At 39.1% G+C, this 24,043-nt stretch carries 23 protein-coding genes; 1 reads left to right on the top strand and 22 read right to left on the bottom strand.

Features of this window, described 5'->3' with window-relative positions; translation table 11 throughout:
* Positions 1-313: 313 nt before the first annotated feature.
* The 14 genes from murA to nuoA form a co-directional block, all read right to left on the bottom strand.
* Positions 314-1,618, bottom strand: a complete 1,305-nt coding sequence (gene murA / locus JFU18_RS16670) for a UDP-N-acetylglucosamine 1-carboxyvinyltransferase (RefSeq protein WP_002068497.1) — start codon at positions 1,616-1,618, stop codon at positions 314-316.
* A 39-nt stretch (positions 1,619-1,657) separates the two neighbouring features.
* On the bottom strand, positions 1,658-2,362 hold the full coding sequence (locus JFU18_RS16665; RefSeq protein WP_002139032.1) for a YwmB family TATA-box binding protein: 705 nt from the start codon (positions 2,360-2,362) through the stop codon (positions 1,658-1,660).
* 51 nt (positions 2,363-2,413) lie between these two features.
* On the bottom strand, positions 2,414-2,650 hold the full coding sequence (locus tag JFU18_RS16660; RefSeq protein ID WP_002016201.1) for a DUF1146 family protein: 237 nt from the start codon (positions 2,648-2,650) through the stop codon (positions 2,414-2,416).
* A gap of 208 nt (positions 2,651-2,858) precedes the next feature.
* Positions 2,859-4,373 carry an NADH-quinone oxidoreductase subunit NuoN gene (gene nuoN, locus JFU18_RS16655; RefSeq protein WP_085313028.1) on the bottom strand — a complete coding sequence of 505 codons (1,515 nt, stop codon included), beginning with the start codon at positions 4,371-4,373 and terminating at the stop codon, positions 2,859-2,861.
* Positions 4,374-4,380: 7 nt separating this feature from the next.
* Entirely contained in the window at positions 4,381-5,883 is a 1,503-nt protein-coding gene (locus JFU18_RS16650) for an NADH-quinone oxidoreductase subunit M (protein WP_201034544.1), read from the bottom strand.
* Positions 5,880-7,742, bottom strand: a complete 1,863-nt coding sequence (gene nuoL, locus JFU18_RS16645; RefSeq protein ID WP_201034545.1) for an NADH-quinone oxidoreductase subunit L — start codon at positions 7,740-7,742, stop codon at positions 5,880-5,882. The genes JFU18_RS16650 and nuoL overlap by 4 nt, the downstream gene beginning before the upstream one ends.
* 29 nt (positions 7,743-7,771) lie before the next feature.
* Positions 7,772-8,086, bottom strand: coding sequence for an NADH-quinone oxidoreductase subunit NuoK (nuoK, locus tag JFU18_RS16640; protein ID WP_000100081.1), 315 nt, complete (start codon positions 8,084-8,086; stop codon positions 7,772-7,774).
* Positions 8,079-8,603 (bottom strand): NADH-quinone oxidoreductase subunit J, encoded by a 525-nt coding sequence (locus tag JFU18_RS16635; RefSeq protein ID WP_001012819.1) that lies wholly within the window; start codon positions 8,601-8,603, stop codon positions 8,079-8,081. The genes nuoK and JFU18_RS16635 overlap by 8 nt, the downstream gene beginning before the upstream one ends.
* Positions 8,600-9,019: an NADH-quinone oxidoreductase subunit NuoI gene (nuoI, locus tag JFU18_RS16630; RefSeq protein ID WP_002016193.1), complete on the bottom strand. Its 420-nt coding sequence runs from the start codon at positions 9,017-9,019 to the stop codon at positions 8,600-8,602. The genes JFU18_RS16635 and nuoI overlap by 4 nt, the downstream gene beginning before the upstream one ends.
* A 25-nt stretch (positions 9,020-9,044) precedes the next feature.
* Positions 9,045-10,046 (bottom strand): NADH-quinone oxidoreductase subunit NuoH, encoded by a 1,002-nt coding sequence (nuoH, locus tag JFU18_RS16625; RefSeq protein ID WP_002068471.1) that lies wholly within the window; start codon positions 10,044-10,046, stop codon positions 9,045-9,047.
* On the bottom strand, positions 10,046-11,146 hold the full coding sequence (gene nuoD / locus JFU18_RS16620) for an NADH-quinone oxidoreductase subunit NuoD (RefSeq protein ID WP_201034546.1): 1,101 nt from the start codon (positions 11,144-11,146) through the stop codon (positions 10,046-10,048). Before nuoD ends, nuoH begins: the two co-directional genes overlap by 1 nt.
* A 3-nt stretch (positions 11,147-11,149) precedes the next feature.
* Positions 11,150-12,613 (bottom strand): NADH-quinone oxidoreductase subunit C, encoded by a 1,464-nt coding sequence (locus JFU18_RS16615; RefSeq protein WP_201034547.1) that lies wholly within the window; start codon positions 12,611-12,613, stop codon positions 11,150-11,152.
* A complete protein-coding gene (gene nuoB, locus JFU18_RS16610) occupies positions 12,610-13,128 on the bottom strand; it encodes an NADH-quinone oxidoreductase subunit NuoB (protein WP_002089729.1) in 519 nt (172 codons plus the stop codon). The genes JFU18_RS16615 and nuoB overlap by 4 nt, the downstream gene beginning before the upstream one ends.
* Positions 13,119-13,487 (bottom strand): NADH-quinone oxidoreductase subunit NuoA, encoded by a 369-nt coding sequence (gene nuoA / locus JFU18_RS16605; RefSeq protein ID WP_000179270.1) that lies wholly within the window; start codon positions 13,485-13,487, stop codon positions 13,119-13,121. The genes nuoB and nuoA overlap by 10 nt, the downstream gene beginning before the upstream one ends.
* A gap of 306 nt (positions 13,488-13,793) precedes the next feature.
* Between nuoA and JFU18_RS16600 the strand changes: the two genes are divergently transcribed.
* Positions 13,794-16,523: a putative bifunctional diguanylate cyclase/phosphodiesterase gene (locus tag JFU18_RS16600; protein ID WP_201034548.1), complete on the top strand. Its 2,730-nt coding sequence runs from the start codon at positions 13,794-13,796 to the stop codon at positions 16,521-16,523.
* A gap of 17 nt (positions 16,524-16,540) precedes the next feature.
* Here JFU18_RS16600 and JFU18_RS16595 read toward each other — a convergent pair whose 3' ends face one another.
* The 8 genes from JFU18_RS16595 to atpF form a co-directional block, all read right to left on the bottom strand.
* Positions 16,541-17,194, bottom strand: a complete 654-nt coding sequence (locus tag JFU18_RS16595) for a DUF975 family protein (RefSeq protein WP_085312853.1) — start codon at positions 17,192-17,194, stop codon at positions 16,541-16,543.
* 44 nt (positions 17,195-17,238) lie between these two features.
* Positions 17,239-18,024 (bottom strand): DUF975 family protein, encoded by a 786-nt coding sequence (locus JFU18_RS16590; RefSeq protein ID WP_201034549.1) that lies wholly within the window; start codon positions 18,022-18,024, stop codon positions 17,239-17,241.
* Positions 18,025-18,355: 331 nt separating this feature from the next.
* Entirely contained in the window at positions 18,356-18,757 is a 402-nt protein-coding gene (atpC, locus tag JFU18_RS16585) for a F0F1 ATP synthase subunit epsilon (RefSeq protein ID WP_002016279.1), read from the bottom strand.
* 20 nt (positions 18,758-18,777) lie between these two features.
* Entirely contained in the window at positions 18,778-20,187 is a 1,410-nt protein-coding gene (gene atpD / locus JFU18_RS16580) for a F0F1 ATP synthase subunit beta (protein ID WP_002139020.1), read from the bottom strand.
* Positions 20,188-20,381: 194 nt separating this feature from the next.
* Positions 20,382-21,242, bottom strand: coding sequence for a F0F1 ATP synthase subunit gamma (gene atpG / locus JFU18_RS16575; protein WP_002016283.1), 861 nt, complete (start codon positions 21,240-21,242; stop codon positions 20,382-20,384).
* Between the two features lie 214 nt (positions 21,243-21,456).
* On the bottom strand, positions 21,457-22,965 hold the full coding sequence (gene atpA / locus JFU18_RS16570) for a F0F1 ATP synthase subunit alpha (RefSeq protein ID WP_002016284.1): 1,509 nt from the start codon (positions 22,963-22,965) through the stop codon (positions 21,457-21,459).
* Between the two features lie 11 nt (positions 22,966-22,976).
* The gene (gene atpH, locus JFU18_RS16565) at positions 22,977-23,519 is read right to left on the bottom strand and encodes a F0F1 ATP synthase subunit delta (protein ID WP_002130060.1); all 543 of its coding nucleotides are present in this window, start codon (positions 23,517-23,519) and stop codon (positions 22,977-22,979) included.
* Positions 23,516-24,022: a F0F1 ATP synthase subunit B gene (gene atpF, locus JFU18_RS16560; RefSeq protein ID WP_002016287.1), complete on the bottom strand. Its 507-nt coding sequence runs from the start codon at positions 24,020-24,022 to the stop codon at positions 23,516-23,518. The genes atpH and atpF overlap by 4 nt, the downstream gene beginning before the upstream one ends.
* Between the last annotated feature and the right edge of the window lie 21 nt (positions 24,023-24,043).

Raw genomic sequence — 24,043 nt, 5'->3', positions numbered from 1 at the left:
AGCAGGGCTCCCACTTAACTTCTTTGCTTCAGCCGAATTTTGAGGTGGGAGTTTTACTGACCGTTAATGCGGGATAAAGTTGGATTCCTTTCATTCTTATGGAAATACGGGATCTTTTAGAACATACTTGGGGGTATCGGTATAAAGTGAAACTATAATCAGTGGGGTTTTACTGACCGCAAATAGTGGAATAAAACAAAAATTTTCTAAATATTTTTACTGAGACGTGCATAAGTATAGAATTTATTGACTATAACAGTAATAACCCAAAAAAAAATAGCCCCTATGTCAAAAGACATAGAGACTACTTCAATTAAGCGTGAAGATCAGAAACTTCTTGTTCTTTCACTTCTTCTACTTTTTCGTTTACACGTTCAATAGTTGCACCTAATGCAGCTAATTTCTTATGGAAGTCTACATAACCGCGGTCAAGATGTTTTAACTCTGTTACACGAGTATAACCTTCTGATACTAAACCAGCTAAGATTAATGCTGCTGCAGCACGTAAATCAGTTGCGCCAACTTCAGCTCCTTGCAAGCTACTTGGACCGTTCATAATTACAGAACGACCTTCGATTTTAATATCAGCATTCATACGACGGAATTCTTCAACGTGCATAAAGCGGTTTTCGAATACCGTTTCTGTAATCATACTTGTTCCATCAGCATGTAGTAATAATGCCATCATTTGTGATTGCATGTCTGTTGGGAAACCTGGATGAGGCATAGTTTTAATATCAACCGCTTTTAACTTATCTGGGCCGATAACACGTACACCTTCATTTTCCTCAATAATTTTAACACCCATTTCTTCCATTTTCGCTGTAATTGAGCGTAAATGTTCAGGCACAGCATTTTCAATTAAGATGTCTCCACCTGTAATTGCCGCTGCAACCATGAATGTTCCTGCTTCAATACGGTCAGGAATAATAGGGTGGTTTGCACCATATAATTTTTCAACGCCTTCAATACGAATCGTTCCAGTTCCAGCTCCACGTACTTTCGCTCCCATTGCATTTAAGAAGTTAGCTAAGTCAACGATTTCTGGCTCTTTCGCTGCGTTTTCAAGGACTGTTGTCCCTTTTGCTAATGTAGCTGCAGACATAATGTTTTCTGTCGCGCCTACGCTTGGGAAGTCTAAATAAATTTTAGCTCCTTTTAGTTCGCCCTCTACGTGTGCCTCAACAAATCCGTTACCAACTTTTACTTTCGCTCCCATTGCTTCGAAGCCTTTTAAATGTTGGTCAATTGGACGTGAACCAATTGCACATCCACCAGGAAGTGCAATACGAGCACGACCGTTACGTGCTAATAATGGTCCCATTACTTGAACAGATGCACGCATCTTACGTACATACTCAAATGGTGCTTCAATGTTTAATTCTTTAGAAGAATCGATTGTTACTTGGTTATTTTCAAATACGACTTCAGCATTTAAATGACGTAATACCTCGTTAATTGTGTATACATCAGATAATACTGGTACTTCAGATAGTACATTCTTTCCGTCACTCGCTAATAGGGCTGCAGCGATTATAGGTAATACAGCATTTTTTGCGCCCTCAACACGCACTGTGCCGCTTAACCGCTTTCCGCCACGGACGATGATCTTTTCCAAATTATTCCCCTCCGTGTCCTTTTTTCAGTATCTATTCACTCAATACTCAGAAGTTATGATCGGTGTGCCAACCACAATTGTATCTTTGTTGTTTGTAGAACGTATTGCTATTTGCACATTTATTTTCTCTCTATTTGTTGAAAGAGCGTCATTCCACTTTTTATTATATGCGGAGACTGATACAAATGCTCTTTCTTCTATCTGTTCGATCGCTCTTGCTGAAAGATCTTTCAAAACCTGATTGGTTTTATTTTGCAAAACACCTTCAATCTTATCATTCAGTACACCTTGAACACAAGTGTAAATTATAGGTTTTTCACTAAAAATTTTATCCATGTTCTGAACGTACTTCGGGTCCCATTTCGCCCCGCTCACTTCAAAAATAATAAAAGTGTTTTCTTTAGTATTTTCCTTACTCCAAGTTACTACTATTCGTTCTTCATGTGAAGAAGATTTTTTATAGGATGTAGCCTTATATCCATCTGGAGATTGTTCTAATTCCCAACTTTCGATGTTTGCCTCTTCCTTCACATCGTTTAACAATTTTTGAAACGTATGTATATTAGAAATTGTTTTCGTTTCTCGCGCTAACCATGACCACCGCTCTACTTTTGCATCGTTCTTCTCTAAAGCTGCAATCATGCTCTCCATTTTCTGTTCGTCGCTTATAGGTTTCATCTCTTTATATCCAACCAAAAATAAAACAACACTTACGATAACGATAAGAATGGCTTTAAACTTCAATTTCATCCCCTCCTATCCCCATTGTTAACGGAGATATGAGGTTCTATACACTTACTTTACTAAATACGTTAAACTCTTTGAATAGCCTAAATAATCAAGGAAAAAGTTACTTACAGATGTCCCAATTGCAATTGTAATTAGGATAAGTAATACTCTCGTCTGCATCACTTTTCCAGACTTCATTAAGCGCTCAATGTGAATACCTTGTAAGGCCCACCACGTAATGGTAATAAACAATAAATGCGAAACAATGGCAATCAGTGCTTGTTGCCCTAAAAGATGTGCCAAAAAATCGACCCCTTTTTTTGCTTGGCTACTACTTACGCAAAATGTAAAAAACGATACCATAAATAAGTAGGAGCCACACTTTTTCAAACGCAAATAAGCATCTTACATCGTAATTTTCTCTCGGAAAACATGTACCTATAGACGTTTTCATTTGCTGTTACTCCAAAATAAAAAGCGTAGAGTACGGACTCTACACCTTTTATTTCCACTATTGTACCACGTTCCCCAAGAAGAAGAAATCCTTCATTAATGGAAAATGTTCATAAAAGAAATTGTAACCAATCATCGGCATAATCCCTAGTATTACAATTGAAATTGCGCAAAGACTCATGACAATCTTTATATTTAACGGTAATCGGAGCTTTTCTTCTGTTTCTCCCTTGCGGAAAAACATTTGCTGTAATATTTGGAAATAATATATGAATGAAATAACCGTCGTCCCCATCATAATAGAAGCTAATACGTAATGAGCAGGTTCAACATGAAGTGCCCCTAAAAAAATGTTAATTTTTCCGATGAAACCTGCTGTCCCTGGTATTCCAGCTAACGATAAAATAAAGACCGTCATCACTATAGCTGTAAAGGGGGATCGCTTATATAACCCTGTAAAAATCGTCATATTTTCCTTATCATTTTGTAAGATTAATCCGTGGATGATTGCAAATGCTCCTATATTCATAAGCATATATGCAAGCATATAAAACCACATACTATCCATCGTAAACTGCGATAGCGCTACAAGAGGGACTAGCAAATAGCCAGCATGCGCGATACCTGAATAGGCAAATAGACGTTTTACGTTGTATTGCTTTAATGCTACTACGTTCCCAACAATCATCGTAATACTAGCTAGTACCGCAATGTATATACTCATACGCCCGTACAAAGATTGTGCGTCTCCTTGGATTGCCACACCTGCAAACACCATAAGAAACAAACGCGTAATGAGTAGAAAACCAGCAATTTTAGAAATCGTTCCGAGAAAAGCAGTGACAGGTGTAGCCGCCCCCTCATACACATCTGGTGCCCACATATGAAATGGCACTGTTGCAATTTTGAATGAGAGTCCAACGAGCAAAAGTAGAAATGCGAGGGCTAACAATAACTGAATGCCCCCGGCCAATCCTTGCGTAAATGCCTTTTGCATTTCCACTATGTTGGTCGACCCTGTAATACCGTATAAATAGCTCATTCCAAAGAGTGTAATTGCTGTTCCAATTCCTCCGTTAATGACATATTTCATTGCAGCCTCATTCGATGCGCGGTTTCTTTTTCGGATTCCTACTAAAATATAAGAAGAAAGCGAAAGCAACTCTAAACCAACGAACAATGTGATGAAATCAACGCTAGAAGCCATGAACATCGCTCCAAGAAGCGCCATTAAAAACAAATAATAGTATTCTCCTTTATCTTGAATAGGCTCCTTCTTGTCATCGCTTATTGCCATACATAAAACGAGAGCTGCTCCGCCTAATAACAATGTTTTAAATCCTTTTGAAAATCCATCTAGTACAAACGATCCATTTAAAATATCTCCTGCCGGTTCGCTATATAGCGTCATTAATGACACTATCGCTAACAAGGCAGCGGCAATTGCACCAATCGCAACATACCTATGGTTCAGCTTAAAAAACAAATCACATATGGAAAGAAGGATGGCTGCCCCAAGAATAATGAATTCTGGTACCATGAGATGCCATGATAAGCTAAGTAACGTGTTCATATCCATCCTACTTCACCCCCAATGTTTTCAATGTAGTTTGAAGTGGATTCCCTAGTAGTTCCGGCATTACCCCAATTGCAATAATACAAACGATAAGCACTATAACAGGAACGTACTCCCATCCGTGTATATCAGATTTCGCTTCCCATTCTTTCTTACCAAATGTCACTTGAAGTGTCGCTCTTAATACGTATACAGCGGTTAAAATAATTCCAAGTACACCTGCGGCGGCGATAACCGGTTTCCCTTGGAATAAACCGAGAAAGGCAAGGAATTCGCTAATAAATCCGGACATCCCTGGCATTCCAAGCGATGCCATACCGCCCGCTAGGAAGAAACCGCTAAGCACCGGAACACTTTTTGCAAGTCCACCAAGTGCTGTAATATCCGAAGTCCCGAAACGCTCTTCAATAATGCCAAGCAAGAAGAAGAGTAAGGCCGCAATTAAACCGTGAGACACAACTTGGAACAATGCCCCTTGTGTACCTGGTGCATTTAACGCCGCAAGCCCCATTAATACAATGCCCATATGCGAAATACTAGAGTAAGCAAGTACCTTTCTAAAGTCCGTTTGAATGAGTGCTAGAAAGGCCCCATACAATAAATTAATTACCCCTAAAATCGCAATTAGCGTTGCAAAATCACGAAAATATTCTGGGAATAATCCTTTCCCGAAGCGAACAATACCGTACGCGCCAATCTTCAGCAAAACCCCCGCGTGAAGCATAACTACAGCAGGATGCGCTTCTATGTGTACATTGACCATCCAGCGATGCAAAGGGAAAACAGGGAGTTTAATCGCAAAAGCAATCATTATGGCAAGAAACAAGCCGAACTGTACGCTACTTGAGACGGCCATTCCTCCCCCAGCACCTACACTCGTTAATATTTCTTTAAGCTCCGCAATATTTGTTGTACCTGTTTTCGCAAATAAAACCGAGAAAACGATAAGTAAAATAGCTGATCCAATACCGTTATATATTAAATAACTATATGCAGCCTTTTCACTCGACAATTTCCCCCACTTGCCAATTAATAAAAACATTGGTGGCAACGTAATCTCAAAGAACATGAAGAACAACATTAAATTTTGAGCAGCGAAGACACCGAGCATACCTATTTCTAACATGAGTAACAGCATGTAGAATGCTTTCAAATTTCTTTTAATAGAAAATGCCGCAATAGCTGCAAGCATCGCTAGAAGGGCTGTGAGCACCATCATTACAAGCGATAAACCATCAATGCCGAGCTCGTAATAAATTGAAAACCACCTTTTGTCCACTGCTGTGAAATCCCCAAATTGAATCCATTTCACCTTTTCATCAAATATCGATAAGCTCTTTCCTGAAGCGTATGTACAAGCAAGGACGATAGCAATTCCAAATGGAAGCGCCGTTCCGAATAAACCAAGCGCCTGCACTGTACGCGATTCTCGTTTCGGCGTTAATAAAAGCAAGAGAATTCCTAAAAGCGGGGAAAAAATGAAGAACGTTAATAGCAATCCATTCACCGTAAATCCCCTCCCGTATATAACAAAATAATTAGGAGCACTGCGAGCGAAACTGCTGTTACAGTTCCATACACTTGTACATTCCCGTTTTGAAGCCGTGATCCTAGTCCACTCATACCTTTAACGAGTCCAGCAATTAAAACTGCGATTCCTTCTACAACGTATACTTCAAATAAGCGAAGCACATGAGCGATTCCTTTCGTAATAGGAAGTACTGCCGCATTGTATAGTTCATCCGCATAATATTTTTCTTTCAAAAGGTTATAAAGAGACGTCCCTTCTCCGCCGGCCCAATCTCTAGAGATAGATTTCTTGCCATATATGAAATACGCAAGGGCAATTCCTGCGAATGAAACGAGCGTCGCAACAACCATAATCCAAACAGGTCCATGCACTTCCTTCACCTGGAATCCTATATCTTTCGTAAGCCAATCCCCAAGAAACGTCCCGAACCACGGTGTATTTATATAGCCTGCCACTACCGCAAGAACACCAAGGACAATCATCGGATACGTCATGGTGCGAGGTGATTCATGCACCTCTTCCTTCGTCTTCGTTTCCCCTGTAAAGACAAGAAAGTATAAACGGAACATATAAAATGCTGTTAGAAATGCCGCAATTACTGCTAAAACGAATAGAAAGTAATTGCCATTCATCCAAGCCGCCGCTAAAATTTCATCTTTACTAAAAAATCCGGAAAGCAGAGGAACACCACTAATTGCAAGTGTGCCTATTAAAAATAGTGCACCGGTTACTTTCATCTTTTTCTGTAAACCGCCCATTTTATTAATGTTTTGCGTATGGACTGCATGAATTACACTTCCTGCTGCCAGGAACAATAATGCTTTAAAAAAGGCGTGTGTCGTTAAGTGAAAGATACCAGCTACATAACCAGCCGAGCCTAGCGCAAGCATCATATACCCGAGCTGGCTAACTGTAGAGTAAGCAAGAACCCTCTTAATATCAGTTTGCACTAGACCGATAGAGGCCGCAAAGATTGCGGTGAAAGCCCCAACGATTGCCACAGTTTGCATCGCTACCGCACTTGCTGAAAATAGCGGGAACATCGTCGCTACTAAATATACGCCGGCTGCAACCATCGTTGCCGCGTGAATAAGCGCCGAAACAGGCGTCGGTCCTTCCATTGCATCTGGCAACCATGTATGAAGCGGGAACTGACCCGATTTCCCCATCGCACCGATAAAAATTAATATCGCCGTTATTGTAATCATAGAAGGAGAGAGGTCGCCCGTATGAATCGCTTTAAAAATCGCGTCATATTCAAAACTACCTGCGTGCCAAAAAATTAATATCATCCCAATAAATAGCCCAACATCCCCAATGCGTGTCATAATAAAAGCCTTTTTCGCAGCAGCCTTCGCTTCTTCTTTAAAGAAATAAAAACCGATAAGTAAAAACGAACCAAGGCCGACTAACTCCCAAAATATATAAAGCTGTAATAAATTCGTCGATATAACTAGCCCAAGCATCGCAAAGGTAAAGAGCCCTAAATATGCATAAAAGGTTGGTAATCTAGTGTCACCTTTCATATAACCTTTTGAGTACACATGTACAAGAAAACTTACAAGTGTAACGATAAACAACATTAAAGCCCCTAATGCGGTAACTTCAAAACCAAATGATATATCTATATCTCCTACCCTAAGCCATACCCACTTATGCTTCACTGCCTCGGATGAAAATCTTTCTATTAGTACCACTACCGCGGATATAAAGGAGAGAAAGGTAAAGAAAATACCTAGTACACTACTTCCCTCTCTAATTTTCTTCCCGAACACAATAAGTAACAAAAACGAAACAAGCGGGAAAAGCGGTATGAGCCATGCATAATCGATCATTGTTTCCTTCCCCCTTTTCGGTCACAATGCTATCCTTTGAGCGTATCCATCTCATCTACATGAACTGTCGGGCGATTACGGTACAAAGCAATCAAAATTGCAAGACCTACCGCTGCCTCCGCTGCCGCTACAGACATCGTAAACAGCGAAAAAATTTGTCCTGTTAAATTCGGAAACAAGCCTAATTTACTAAACGCTACTAGATTTAAATTGGCGGCGTTTAACATCAATTCGATACAAACTAGTACAATTACTGTATTTCGCTTTGTTAAAGCTCCAAATAAGCCGATGCAAAACAAAATAATCGCAAGTGTTAAATACGCAGAAGCCGGAACGCTACTCATGGGAATCCTCCTCTCCCTCATCCTTCTTCGCAAGGATAATCGCTCCTACAAGTGCTACAAGTAAAATAACTGAGGTTAATTCGAATGGAATAATATATTTTGAATAGAGAAGTGTACCGATTTGAAGTGTGTTATTTTCATGGAGAGGTAAACTTCCTTGTGTGCTTTGATTTGAAAAATCGATACTATTAACAGCGAAATACATAACTGCTCCAAATGCTACAACCGCAAAGAAGATAATCCATTTTCGAAGAGTAAGGCGCGATTCATTTTCCGCGTTATGTTTCGTTAACATAATGCCAAAAATCATAATAATAGTGATTGCACCAGAGTAAAGTAAAATTTGTGCCACTCCGATAAATTCGGCTGATAAGAGAAAGTACAAACCCGCAATGCTAAGGAACGTAAGCACAAGGGCCAGCATCATATGCATTACTTTCGTTAAATTCAGCATAAGAACGCCGCCGATAATCGCAGACAAGGATAATATAAAGAAAGCTACAAACTCGCCGTTCATGCTTTATTCTCCTTCCTGATGTTCTCGTCGTTCTCGTCAAGCCACTGCAAATTTTTAAATAAATCATCACGTGAATACTCTGCAAGTTCAAAGTTATTTGTCATTACAATCGCCTCTGTCGGGCAAACTTCTGTACATAAATCGCAAAGAATACAAATTTCAAAATTAATATCATACGTGTCGATAATTTTTCCTTTTTTCGTAGGATCAGGATGTTTTTTTCCTGTTAATTGAATGCAATCTGTCGGACAAATGTTGGAACACTGATTACAAACAATACATTTCTCTGGATAAAACTTTTGAATACCTCGAAATCGGTCTGGTAATGGCAACGGTTGATTTGGATAATCATACGTCACCTTTTTCTTACTCAAATTACTAAGCGTATATTTTAACCCTTTAAATAGTCCTTTCATCTCTTACTGGCACCCCCTTTATAGATTAGAAGAATAGCTCCTTAATCAATGCCGTTAAGAAAATATTTGCAAGTGCGATTGGTAATAATACTTTCCAGCCAAACTCCATTAACTGGTCACCTCTTATGCGCGGGAACGTAACGCGGAACCAAATCAATAGAAAGACCACACTGCTGAATTTCAAAGCAAACCATACGGCTCCTGGAATAAACCCAAGGAACATAACTGGATTCCAGCCTCCTAAAAAGAGTACTGTAATTAAAGATGACATCCCGAAGAAATACACATACTCTGAAAGCATGAAAAACGCCCATCGAAAACCTGAGTATTCCGTATGGTATCCTGAAACAAGTTCTGACTCCGCTTCGGGTAAATCAAACGGTGTCCTATTTAACTCTGCAACTGCCGCGATTAAGAAAATGACGAAACCGATTGGCTGTGCGAAAATGTACCATACCTTTTCCTGCGCCGCTACAATTTCATTCAAGTTAAGACTACCAGCTAACAAAACGACGCCAATTACACTCATCACAAGTGGAATCTCATAAGAAATCATTTGCGCTGCCGCACGCATCCCTCCTAAAAGGGAATATTTATTATTTGATGCCCATCCCCCAGTTACAACTCCAATCGTCGTAATCCCAGAGACAGCAATGTAATACAGCAATCCCACGCCAATATCCGCGAACTGAAATTTATCAGTAAACGGGATAACCGCAAGCACCATAAATGCTGGTGCGAATGCAATAACAGGTGCTAATATAAACAACGGTTTATCAGCAGCTTTCGGAATGCTATCTTCTTTTAATAATAGTTTCAAAACATCAGCTACCGTTTGGAGTAAACCGAACCGGCCCCCAACTTGGTTTGGTCCAATCCGCCCTTGCATAAATCCCATCACTTTCCGTTCTGCCAAAATACCGTATGTAACGAAGCCAAGGACTGCAAATAATAGAAGCACCGCTAATCCGAAAAAAATGAAGAAATTCGTCCAGCTTGAAGGTGATTGTAAGAGCGTCTCAATCATTAGCCGTCAACCTCCCCAAGTACAATATCAACCCCACCTAAAATCGTAATTAAATTGGCGATGTTTTCACCTCTCAATAACTTCGGTAAGATTTGCAAATTATAAAAAGACGGTCTGCGAAATTTCAAGCGGTACGGCTCTTTCTTTCCATCACTAGCAATATAACAGCCAATCTCTCCCCGCGGTGACTCTATCCGGACGAACGCTTCTCCCTTAGGTGCTTTAATAATTTTCGGCACTTTCGCCAGCACAGCGCCGTCTTTCGGGAACTGCTCGACTGCTTGCTCAATAATTTTTAATGACTCCTCAATTTCCTTCATCCGGCAAACGTAGCGGTCCCAAGCATCTCCCGTGCTCCCAACAGGAACATCAAAGTCAAAACGATCATAAATAGAATACGGCTCATCTTTGCGAAGATCAAAGCGAACTCCCGTGCACCGCAAATTTGCGCCGCTTAATGAATACGAGATCGCCTCTTCCGCGCTATATACGCCAACGCCTTTCACACGATTTAAGAAAATTTCATTTCCGCTAACAAGGTCGTGATACCCTTCCAACTGCTCCCTCATATACGGAACAAACTCTTTCACCTTTTCAATCCAGCCGTCTGGCGCATCCCACTTCACGCCGCCGACTCTCATATAGTTGAAAGTAAGCCTTGCACCGCACAATTCACTTAATAAATTTATAATCATCTCTCGTTCGCGAAAGGCATATAAAAATGGACTAACCGCTCCTATATCAAGCAGGTTCGTTCCCCACCAGACGAGATGGCTCGCAACCCTCCCAAGCTCCATCGCAAGCACCCGTAAATATTCAGCACGCTCTGGAATCTCAAGATCCATCATCGTCTCTACAGCGTGGCAAAGGACGTAATTATTCGTCATTGCTGATAAATAGTCCATTCGATCTGTATACGGGATAATTTGTGTATATTGCAAGCTCTCAGCTATCTTTTCTGTTCCGCGATGCAAATATCCGATAACCGGTGTAGCCTCTTTAATAATTTCCCCGTCAATCTTAATTACAAGCCGAAACACACCATGTGTACTCGGATGCTGCGGCCCTACATTTAAGAGCATCTCTTCCGTACGGATCACAAGCTACACCTCCACATCATACGGTTCATAATCCTTCCTAAGCGGATACCCCACCCAATCATCCGGCATTAAAATGCGAGATAAATTAGGATGACCTTCAAATACAATACCGAGCAAATCATACGCTTCGCGCTCCGGCCAATCTGCCCCTTTCCAAAGCGGCGTCACCGATTTTACTTGCGGCGCTTCCCTATCGAGCTTTACCTTCACTGCTACTGACTGTTTCTTTCCATATGAAAATAAATGAACGTATACTTCCATATGTGTCACAAAATCCGTCGCATGTAGCTCTGACATATAATCAAAAGCAAGTCCCTCATGCAATCGCATTAACTCCATCACTTCATAATATTTCGAAGGCTCCGCCACAAGCGTTGGAACATCTTTTGAAAGCTTATTAATATAGGAATCTACTAATGCATATTCTCCTACCCTCTCCTTAACAACCTCCACATAGCGATTTAAATATGGTTGGTTAACTGATGGTTCTTCCTGCTGCAGTTCGTCTTCTATCTTATTTACAGATCCCTTTGCCCTTGCCGCAGCAGCGGCTTTCGCTTTCGCGGCTGCAATTGCCTTTGCTTTCTCATCTCCAGAATCCCCCTCACCTTGTGAGGCTTTCTGCTTCGCTAACGCTGCTGCTTTTGCTTTTGCAGCTGCTACAGCCTTTGCCTTCGCTTTAGCTTTTTCTTCGTCCGTTACTTCTTCTGATCCTTCTCGCTTTTGCTTCGCTAATGCCGCTGCTTTTGCTTTTGCGGCTGCTGCGGCCTTTGCCTTCGCTTTGGCTTTTTCTTCGTCCGTTACTTCTTCTGATCCTTCTCGCTTCTGCTTCGCTAATACTGCTGCTTTTGCTTTTGCGGCTGCTGCGGCCTTTGCCTTCGCTTTGGCTTTTTCTTCGTCCGTTACTTCTTCTGATCCTTCTCGCTTTTGCTTCGCTAATACTGCTGCTTTTGCTTTTGCAGCTGCTGCGGCTTTTGCCTTTTCTTTAACTTTTTCCTCGTCCGTTACTTCTTCTGATCTTTCTCGCTTTTGCTTCGCTAATACTGCTGCTTTTGCTTTTGCAGCTGCTGCGGCTTTCGCCTTTTCTTTAACTTTTTCCTCGTCCGTTACTTCTTCTGATCTTTCTCGCTTCTGCTTCGCTAATACTGCTGCTTTTGCTTTTGCGGCTGCTGCGGCTTTCGCCTTTTCTTTAACTTTTTCCTCGTCCGTTACTTCTTTTGATCCTTCTCGCTTTTGCTTCGCTAATACCGCTGCTTTTGCTTTTGCAGCTGCTGCAGCTTTCGCCTTCGCTTCTTCTACATTAACCCCTTTATCTTTTGGTAGCGCTTTCTCTTTTTCTCGATGTTCTCCTTCAAGTTTAGACATTTCCGCCCCATGTTTCGCAGCAAGACGTTTTCGCGCTTCCTCTTTCGCATGACGGGCTGCTTCTCTTTTCATACTTTCTAAGTCTTTATTTGGATCACTCATTTATTCGTCACCTGCTTCCCGGTCCTCGCCTCGTAACGAATTTTTTCTTTTAATTTATTAATTCCATAAATTAAAGCAGCAGGATTTGGAGGGCATCCAGGAATATACACATCAACTGGTACAATTTGATCTACACCTTTCACAACAGCATATGAATTCACATACGGACCACCGGCCGTTGCACAAGATCCCATCGCAATTACCCACTTCGGTTCAGGCATTTGATCATATAGGCGCCGAACAATAGGTGCCATTTTCTTCGTTACCGTTCCTGACACAATCATGACGTCCGATTGTCTTGGTGAAGTCCGAAAAAATGACCCAAATCGATCTAAATCGTAATGTGATGAGCCTACTCCCATCATTTCAATCGCACAGCATGCCAGTCCAAATGTCATCGGCCATAAAGAGTTGCTCCGCGCCCATCCCTTCAACTGTTCCAATGTAGAAAAAAAGATATTCCTTTCTAATTCCGCTCGCTCCTGTGGGTGTAATTCCTCAAAATTTATAACCATTGTAACACCTTCTTTTTCCAAGCATACGCTAATCCAACTAGCAACATCACAACAAAAATGAGCATTTCAATCAGTGCAAATAAACCAAGCTTGTCATATGCAACAGCCCATGGGTATAAAAATAAAGTTTCTACATCAAAGATGACGAACAATAAAGCGAAAATGTAATAACGAGCATGAAACCGAATATTTGCATCATGAAAAGGCTCAATTCCACTCTCATACGTCGTCGCTTTCGCTGCACTCGGTTTGTTTGGACGCAGCATTTTCCCTAATGTAAGAGCCACTACCGGCAGCAATATACCTAATAGCAAGAAAATCAAAACGATCATATAACTATTTTCATATACACTTGCCATTGTGAAACCCTCCCCCCTGAATTAAGAACAAGTTCACATAGTAAACAATATGTCTTACTTGCATCATTTATTATTTTTAAATTTTTCTAAATAATGCAACTATTTAATTCATTATAGCAAACTTCAAATTCCTATGTCGATATATTGGGAACAGAAACAACAATTAATACTTGCTGAGCAAATCTATTTTTACAACTCATTATAAATGTGTAAAATAAATATAGAAATTCTATATGTTTTCAAGCAATCATAAAAAACATAAACTACAAAAAGGTGGTTCTTATGTATATACAGTGGGTGATATAAATGAAAAAACAAACACATGTAAGTATTCTTATAAGCATTTCATTGTTGTATATAGCTATTCATTACGTATCAATGTCCTTTTTATATGAGTACGCACTCCCATTTCAAATATTAACTGGAATAAGTACCATATTAATTGATATTACAATTTGCAGTTATATATATTATTTTTCAAATATAAAACAAGGGTTATCTCGTTTGTTTTGGATAACATTAACTATCGGATCCTTCTCTTATTTCATCGGCGATATAGTAGTTGCTTATCAACGCTTAATTCTGCATGACTACTATACATTCGTTGATCCATCAGACTTTTTTTACTTATTATTTTTAATTAGCTTTGCATTTGCCTTTCTATATGAAATTATTTATGGCCGAGATTTATTGGAACAGCTTTTTACGATATGTGATATTTGTATTATTGTTACTGCTCAATTTACTTTAAGCTACTATTTACTTATTGAAAGAACCATTCATATTTTTACAACATCATATATCGACATGTTTGTTCAACTCACGTATCCAATGGCTGATCTACTCTTTCTTTTAATAGGAATCAACCTTTTATTCAGACCATTATCCTTACTACCAAAGCAAGTTGGTGCTCTTCTTGGCAGTGCTTTAATTTTGTATGCTACTACGGATGCTATTTATGCTTATATAAAATACTTCCAGCCTGAGCACTCTATGTTCACAGTTGCTCCATTATATCAAGTAACCTTAGTATTAGTAGCAATCGCTTGTATACTTCACACAAAAGAGCCCGAAAAACAAGAACAAATATTACTAACGCCTCAAGTTGGTGAATCAATCCGATTATCATTACCGTATATTTCTGTCGTGATGCTTATTGTTTTTATATTGGTCGAAAATATTTTTGCACCTATCGTAGTAATTGGGCTTATGGTAACCTTCGCCTTCGTTCTCATACGCCATACGTTAGTTCGAAGACAAAATAAAATATTATTGCTAGCACAAATGCAATTCAGCTTAGAACTCGAGAAACAAATCGAACTACGTACAGAAGATTTAGTAGAACAAAAAAATGAGTTATATCATAACCAACAAATGTTTAAATCTTTATACGAGCATCATCCAGATCCAATTTTCACATTAGATTTGTACGGTAATTTTCTCAATGTGAACAACGCTGGAACTACTTTACTCGGTTATCAAACGAATGAATTATTAAACCAACCATACTATTCACTTATGTATGAACAAGATTTAGAAGAAATTATTAATGCCTTTCATCACGTGAAAAAAGGGAAATCTATTTCTTTAGAAATACGGGCATATCATAAAAATAGAGATATTTACTACTTACATGTTACAGCTGTTCCCATCTTTTTAAAGGAACATATTTCTGGGGCCTATTTAATGATTAAAGATATTACAGAAAGTAAGCAGCAACAAGAGCAAATTAATTTCCTAGCATATCACGATACTTTAACGGAACTTGCGAATCGCCGTTCATTTCATCAACAGTTAGAAAAGGCAATTGCACGAGCAAAAATATCGAAAAGACCTTTTGCTGTTATGTTTCTCGATTTAGACCGTTTTAAAGTTATTAACGATACTCTCGGTCACCGGGTAGGAGATCTTCTTTTAATTGCTGTAGCAAAAAGACTAGAAAGAATATCGACGTCAAATATGAAACTTGCTCGGTTAGCTGGGGATGAATTCACAATTCTTATAGAAGATTATAAAGAAGATAGAGATGTACAAAAAATAGCTGATATGATTGTACTATCTATGAATGAGCCATTCGAAATTGAAAATCAACATTTACAAATCTCGCCAAGTATCGGGATTGCAATATACCCAGAAGCAGGCGAAGATCCGTTATCTATTTTACAACATGCTGATATGGCTATGTACGAAACCAAAAATAAAGGAAAGAATGGTAGCTCACTTTATACGAAAGAGTTATATAAAAAAATGGAGCGAAAAGCTCGAATTGAAAAAGATTTACCACTTGCTTTAGTAAATAAAGAATTCTTTCTCGTCTATCAACCACAAGTTGACATTACAACGAATAAAATCATCGGTGCCGAAGCTTTAATCCGTTGGAAACACCCGCTCCTAGGTGACATTTCACCATGTGAGTTCATTCCAATTGTGGAAGAGACTCCGCAGGTCATCCCACTTGGACATTGGGTGCTACGAGAATCTTGTCTTCAACTAAAAATATGGCAAATTTTTGGATACACAAACTTAAAAATGAGTGTCAATTTATCAGCGAAAGAATTTCAACAAAATCAATTAATCGAAAATATTTCACGAATACTAAAGGACGTTAAGATTGACCCGAAAGATGTAACACTTGAACTAACAGAACGAATTGCGATGATTGATGAAAAAGAAACATTATCGAGACTAAAGCAATTAAAAGAATATGGTATTCAAACGTCCATTGATGACTTCGGTACCGGCTACTCTTCTCTTGCTTATTTATCAATTTTCCCTATCGATACATTAAAAGTACCAAAAGAATTTACACAACTAGCCGATCATCGGCCTGAAGAAAGAGCCATCGTTTCCACTATCCTTTCCCTTGCAAATACTTTAAATCTCTCTGTCATTGCTGAAGGAATTGAAACAGAAAAACAGCTTAAATTTCTGCAAAAAAACAACTGTAAATACATGCAAGGTTACTATTTCAGTAAACCTCTAACAAGTAAACAGTTTATAAAATTTCTACAAAAAACACCCAGTATGAACCAATAGTTCACACTGGGTGTTTTTTAAAGTGTCGGAATTCTTTTTTCGTAATATTCTTCTGCAATCTCTTCGTAAAAAGCTGCTGTCGTTGTATAAAAATATGGAATCAACCATAAAAATCCAATCCCTAATGTAATACAACTTAATATAAACCAACCAATAAAACTTAAACATAAAATGAAATATTCCATCTTATGTCCAGCCATCATACGACGACTTTCTGTAATAGCTTGATTTATTGAATACTCAGGATGATCATTTATAATAAAATACGTCATCGCATAAGAAAATGATTTAATAATGCCCGGAATAATAAATAGTAAGCACCATAAGAAAATATAAATGTTTACTACTATATATAATAAAAATGACTTTATAAACTTACTTCCTTCCGTAAACCATCTGAATATATGCCCAATACGCGCTTCTTTTTCACGAATTATATGTAGTGCTAAACAATAACCACCTAGCGTTAATGGACCTACCATCAATATTGTAATAACATCTACTGAAAGTGAGTTATCTACTTCTTTCCAATCCCAAACCTGAGAGAAAATGAAATCAACACTAAAACTAAAAGCTGAAATAAGAATCGAAATAAGTAATGTTGCCCCAACAGCTAAGCCCCATTTTCCTTCTAGTGAATCTAGTGCTTCTCCTTTTAAATCACTAATCATAATTAGCCTCCAATACGTAATAATTCTATTAGTATAGCATGTTCCTACTGCAATTCACCTTTTGCAATATAGCGATAAAAATGTGCTGTCGTTGTACCTACATATGGACTAAGCCAAAGAAATCCTATTCCAAGAGTAAGAATTGCTAAAATAGCCCATCCTATGAAGCTAAGCCATAAAAGAAATAAATCTAGTTTATGCCCCTTCATAAAGTTCTTACTTTCTTTCATCGCCTGTGAAACGCTATAATCTGGATTTTCAACCATAACATAATACGTCATCGCATAAGAAAAATACATCACAATCATTACAACAATCGAAATAGCTAATAGTACAAAGAAAGCAATTGTTAACGATACATTCCCTTCCTCACCAAAAAACGCGAATACACTTAGTAACAACATCGGAATCCACGTACCTGTATATAACAAAATCGCAAGCATAGCCCACATTGTTTTCATCATTCTTTTAAAGCCACGAAATCCTTCAAATAAATAATCTACTCTAGCATCTTCTCGTTTACTAATTTGTAGCAACACATTCGTATAACCGTATGATGTAATACCATAAGATGCATTACTCAAAATTATCATTATGCAATAAAAAATTCCAAATGTAATACCTGCCCCGACTGATATTGCTTCCTCTTCAATTGAACCTGCTAAACCAACAACTAAGAAAAATATAATAATTCCTGGAATTAAAAGTATAAGCATTGCAGCCATTGAAACAACATAACTTAAAATAATATGTAAAATCGTTGATCCAACACCTAGTCCCCATTTTCCCTTTAAAGAGTACAATGCTTCTCGTTTCATTTCACCGATCATTTGTTCATCTCCTTTATGAAATATAAATTGTTATATATTCTCTACTTATACAAACAACAATATAATTATACCAATTTTGTCAGTTTATTCTATCTATTAAATTGAGTTTCAGTTTCGACATTTAAATAAAACACATCTATGCATAACAAAAAACGAACCTGCAGTTCTTTTTATTTCTTGATTTTCACTTGGCATGGGGCAAAAAAAAGGCTCTGACCGCTTCTATGCACGGCTAGATGCTCTCTCCTACCTAAAGAGAGGCTTTTTTTTCCTCTTATTATTTATATCCATAACAAAAAATCCGTAAAGGCAAGAGCCCTTACGGATTTTTTTACTTCATATCAGAAACGTTTAAACGGTTCACAGCACGCTGCAAGGCCATTTCTGCACGTCTAAAGTCAACATGCGCTTGTTTATCTTGCATACGTTGCTCAGCGCGACGTTTCGATTCATTTGCACGATGGATATCGATATGGTTTGCTTCTTCAGCAGATGATGATAATACAGTTACTTTATCTGGACGAACTTCGATAAAGCCACCGCTTACTGCTACATAATCAGTGTGCCCACCATTTTTCAGACGGACCGCACTAATTTTTAAAGGTGCAACAGTTGGAATGTGACCTGGTAAGATCCCCATTTCCCCACTCTCTGCTTTTACGCTTACCATTTCTACTTCTTTTTCGTAAACCGGTCCATCAGGAGTTACAATACTGACTGGAAATGTCTTCATAATTCGTCCCTCCTAAGGCCTTACGCCATCATTTTCTTCGCGTTTTCAATAACTTCTTCAATGCTACCAACAAGACGGAACGCATCTTCTGGAAGGTCATCATATTTTCCTTCTAGAATTTCTTTGAAACCACTAACTGTATTTTTTACAGGTACGTAAGAACCTTTTTGACCTGTAAACTGTTCAGCTACGTGGAAGTTTTGTGATAAGAAGAATTGAATACGACGAGCACGATGTACAACTAACTTATCTTCTTCAGATAACTCATCCATACCTAAGATAGCGATGATATCTTGAAGCTCTTTATAACGCTGTAAAGTTTGCTGTACTTGACGAGCTACTCCATAATGCTCTTCTCCTACGATTTCTGGAGAAAGCGCACGAGATGTAGATGCTAATGGATCTACGGCTGGGTAAATACCCATTTGTGTTAAACGACGCTCTAAGTTTGTTGTTGCATCTAAGTGAGCGAACGTTGTAGCTGGTGCTGGATCCGTATAGTCATCGGCTGGTACGTATACCGCTTGGATAGACGTGATAGATCCTTTATTTGTAGATGTAATACGCTCTTGTAATTGACCCATTTCTGTTGCAAGTGTTGGCTGGTAACCTACCGCAGATGGCATACGACCAAGAAGGGCAGATACTTCAGAACCCGCTTGCGTGAAACGGAAGATGTTATCGATGAACAATAGTACGTCTTGTCCTTGCTCATCACGGAAATGTTCAGCCATTGTTAAACCTGTTAATGCAACACGTTGACGTGCTCCAGGTGGCTCGTTCATTTGTCCGAATACCATCGCAGTTTTCTTAATTACGCCGGAATCGCTCATTTCGTGGTATAAGTCGTTACCTTCACGAGTACGCTCACCTACACCAGCGAATACAGAGATACCACCGTGCTCTTGTGCGATGTTGTTAATTAATTCCTGAATTAATACTGTTTTACCTACACCGGCACCACCGAATAGACCGATCTTACCACCCTTAATGTAAGGAGCAAGTAAGTCTACTACTTTAATACCAGTTTCAAGAATTTCTACTTTAGTAGATAACTCTTCGAATGCAGGCGCTTGACGGTGAATTGGATCACGACGTACATCCGCAGGAACATCACCATCTAAGTCAATTGCATCACCTAATACGTTAAATACACGACCAAGTGTTGCATCACCAACTGGTACAGAGATTGCTTTACCAGTATCTTCTACTTCTGTGCCACGAACAAGTCCATCTGTGGAAGACATTGCAACTGTACGAACTGTGTCATCACCTAAATGAAGTGCAACTTCAAATGTTAAGTTAATGCTTGCTCCGTTTTCGTTGCTTTGTTTTACCGTAAGGGCGTTGTAGATTTCTGGTAGCTTTCCGCCATCAAACTTAACGTCTACAACCGGACCCATGATTTGCGTAACGCGCCCTTTATTCATCGGGTTCCCTCCTAGCTTTCTTTTAATTAGCCAGCTTTCTAAGAGAAGTCGGCTTTTAATTTTTATTAGTTTATAGCTTACGCGACTCTCCTGTTCTGGACGAGCCGCTTCCACTTTTTATTGAATCTAGTTCCAGCGGCTAGAACAGTCGGTCATTTCGCGCCTTCTGAGCAAGCCACCTACGCTTTTTAATACTATTCTAACGCTGCTACTCCACCAACGATTTCCGTAATTTCTTGCGTAATCGCTGCTTGACGCGCACGGTTGAATGAAAGTGTAAGTGAATCGATAACTTCCATTGCGTTGTCTGTAGCACTCTTCATTGCTGTCATACGCGCCGCGTGCTCACTTGCTTTACCGTCTAGTAATGCACCGTACACTAAGCTTTCTGCGTATTGTGGCAATAATACTTTTAAAATTTCTTCTTCAGAAGGTTCGAATTCATAAGCTGTCGTCGGTTTATCAGACGCCACATCCGTAAGCGGTAAAATTTTATTTTCCGTTACTTCTTGTGAAATTTTACTTACATAATGATTGTAGTAAATATACAGCTCATCATAAGCACCATCTGCGAACATCGCAATTGCTCGAGAAGCAATATCTTTAATATCAGTAAATGATGGGTGGTCAGATAATCCAACTACTTCATCAATGATGTTAAAGCCGCGACGTTTTAAATAATCACGTCCTAGTCGTCCAAGCACAATAATTGAATATTGGTTTGAATCCATATTATGACGTTCACGAATTACGTTACTTACTGTACGTAATACGTTACTGTTATAACCACCTGCTAGTCCGCGATCAGATGTAATAACGATGTACCCTGTACGCTTTACAGGACGCGCATTTAGCATTGGATGATTAATCCCTTTACTTCCTTGCGCAATGCTCGCTACTACTTCTTGAATCTTTTCCATATACGGAACGAAAGATTTAGCATTTTGTTCTGCACGGTTTAACTTAGATGCAGATACCATCTCCATCGCTTTCGTAATTTGACTCGTTTTCTTTGTCGAGTTAATCTTCGCTTTTATATCGCGTAAAGATGCCACAGGTTTTCACCACCTTTTTTCCGGAAGTTGGCACGATTAGTAAGAATCCTCTTCCTAATCTACGTTGCAAGATATTCTTGCTCATGATTGAAGGAAAAGAATAGGTGCACCTACTCTTTTCCTTTACATAACCGTCAGCAATCTCAAAAGCTGAGATGCCTTTATATATTATCTAGCTTCAGCAGCCTGAACGAGCCGCTTCCGCTTTTATTTATTACTCAGAAGCTACGAATACTTTTTTAAATCCATTAATAGCTGCTGCAAATTTGTCGTCATCCGCAAGTTTCTTAGTTGTGCGAATTTCGCTTAATAAGTCAGTTGCATTTGAATCTAACCAAGCATGGAATTCTTCTTCGAAACGAGTGATATCTACTACTGGGATATCATCTAGGAATCCACGTGTTAAAGCGTAAAGAATGATAACTTGTTTCTCTACACGTAACGGTTTGTGTAATCCTTGTTTTAATACCTCAACTGTACGAGCACCACGGTTTAATTTCGCTTGTGTTGCTTTATCAAGGTCAGAACCGAACTGAGCGAACGCTTCTAACTCACGATAAGATGCAAGGTCAAGACGAAGTGTACCTGATACTTTACTCATCGCTTTAATCTGAGCTGATCCACCTACACGAGATACAGAAGTACCCGCATCGATTGCTGGACGTACGCCAGAGAAGAATAGGTCAGATTGTAAGAAGATTTGTCCATCCGTAATAGAAATTACGTTTGTTGGGATGTAAGCTGATACGTCCCCTGCTTGTGTTTCGATGAAAGGTAGTGCAGTTAAAGAACCGCCGCCTCTTGCATCACTTAATTTTGCCGCACGCTCTAATAAGCGAGAATGTAAGTAGAATACATCCCCTGGATATGCTTCACGACCTGGAGGACGACGTAATAGTAATGAAAGCTCACGGTAAGCCGCTGCTTGTTTTGATAAGTCATCATATACTACTAATACATGTTTACCATTGTACATGAACTCTTCACCCATTGTTACACCAGCGTAAGGAGCTAGGTATAATAATGGAGCTGGTTGAGAAGCCGATGCAGTTACAACGATTGTGTAATCTAATGCACCGTGCTTACGTAGTGTTTCTACTACGTTACGTACTGTTGACTCTTTTTGTCCGATAGCTACATAGATACAAATCATATCTTCATCTTTTTGGTTAATGATCGTATCAAGTGCAACTGCTGTTTTACCTGTTTGGCGGTCACCGATGATTAACTCACGTTGACCACGGCCAATTGGTACAAGAGCATCGATCGCTTTAATACCTGTTTGAAGTGGTTCATGAACAGATTTACGATCCATTACACCTGGTGCTGGACTTTCGATTGGACGAGTGTTTGTTGTATTGATTGGGCCTAAACCATCAACTGGTTGACCTAATGGGTTTACAACACGACCGATTAGTTCTTTTCCTACTGGTACTTGCATGATGCGACCAGTACGACGAACTTCGTCACCTTCACGGATTTCTGTGTAAGGTCCTAAAATAATGATACCTACGTTGTTTTCCTCTAAGTTTTGTGCTAGTCCCATAACGCCATTAGAGAACTCTACAAGTTCACCAGCCATAACGTTATCAAGACCATGAGCACGCGCAATACCGTCACCAACTTGGATAACTGTACCAACATCACTAACTTCGATTTCAGACTGATAGTTCTCGATTTGTTGCTTTATCAGTGCGCTAATTTCTTCAGCTCTGATGCTCATGTGCTTCACCCCTATCTATTCTTCATTAATTCACGCTGAATACGTGCTAATTTTCCTTGTAAGCTTCCGTCGTAAATGCGATTTCCAATACGTACTTTAATGCCGCCTAGTAAATCTTCATCCACAACATTTTTCACGCGAATTGCATCTTTTCCTGTTTTTTTTGCAAATGCTTCTGCAATGTTAAGTTTTTCTTCTTCCGATAGAAGACGAATAGAATATACAGTTGCATCCGCTACGTTACGTTCTTCATTAGCAAGAACAACATATTCATTTGCAATTTCAGGTAGGATATCAATACGCTTGTTATCAATTAAAATATATAACGTATTTAAAATAGATTCAGAAACAGATGCGAATACGTTTGCAAGAAACGTTTTCTTCTGCTCTTTTGAAATGTTCGGTTGCGTTAAAAAGCTATGTAGTTCTCCGTTCTTTGTAAAAACGTTTTGTACAAGGCGTAATTCCTCTTCAAACATTTCTAATACGTGTTTTTCTTTTGCAATTTTGAAAAGAGCGACAGCATAACGTTTTGCTACAATCCCATTGCTCATCGCGCTTCTCCTACTTCTTTAATATAATCGCGAATTAACTTCACTTGATCTTCTTCTTTTAATTCTTTTTCAATTACTTTAGAAGCAATATGAACAGATAAAGAAGCAACTTGTTCTTGTAAAGCAGCAATCGCTTGCTCTTTTTCGCGTTGAATTTCTTGTACAGCAGATGTTTTAATTGATTCTGCTTCTTCTTTCGCAGCAGCAACAATAACATCCTTTTGATCTACAGCTTGTTTCTTCGCTCTTTCGATTAACTCTTGTGCTTCAACACGCGATTGTTTTAACATTTCACGTTGTTCTTCTACTAATTTCTTCGCTTCAGCATTACTTCTTTCTGCAGCGTCGATTTCATTAGTAACATGCTCTTCACGTTCTTTCATAATTCCCATTAAAGGACCCCACGCGAATTTGCGTAGCATTACTAATAGAAGTAAGAAAATGAACAATGTATAAGCAATCGTTCCAAATGGAATGGAAGCCCCTAATAATAAAGTTGGCACAAGGATTCACTCCCTTCAAAA

The sequence above is a fragment of the Bacillus sp. TH22 genome, from assembly GCF_016651015.1.
Classification (GTDB): domain Bacteria; phylum Bacillota; class Bacilli; order Bacillales; family Bacillaceae_G; genus Bacillus_A; species Bacillus_A mycoides.
This window is presented reverse-complemented; position numbering and strand designations above follow the sequence as displayed.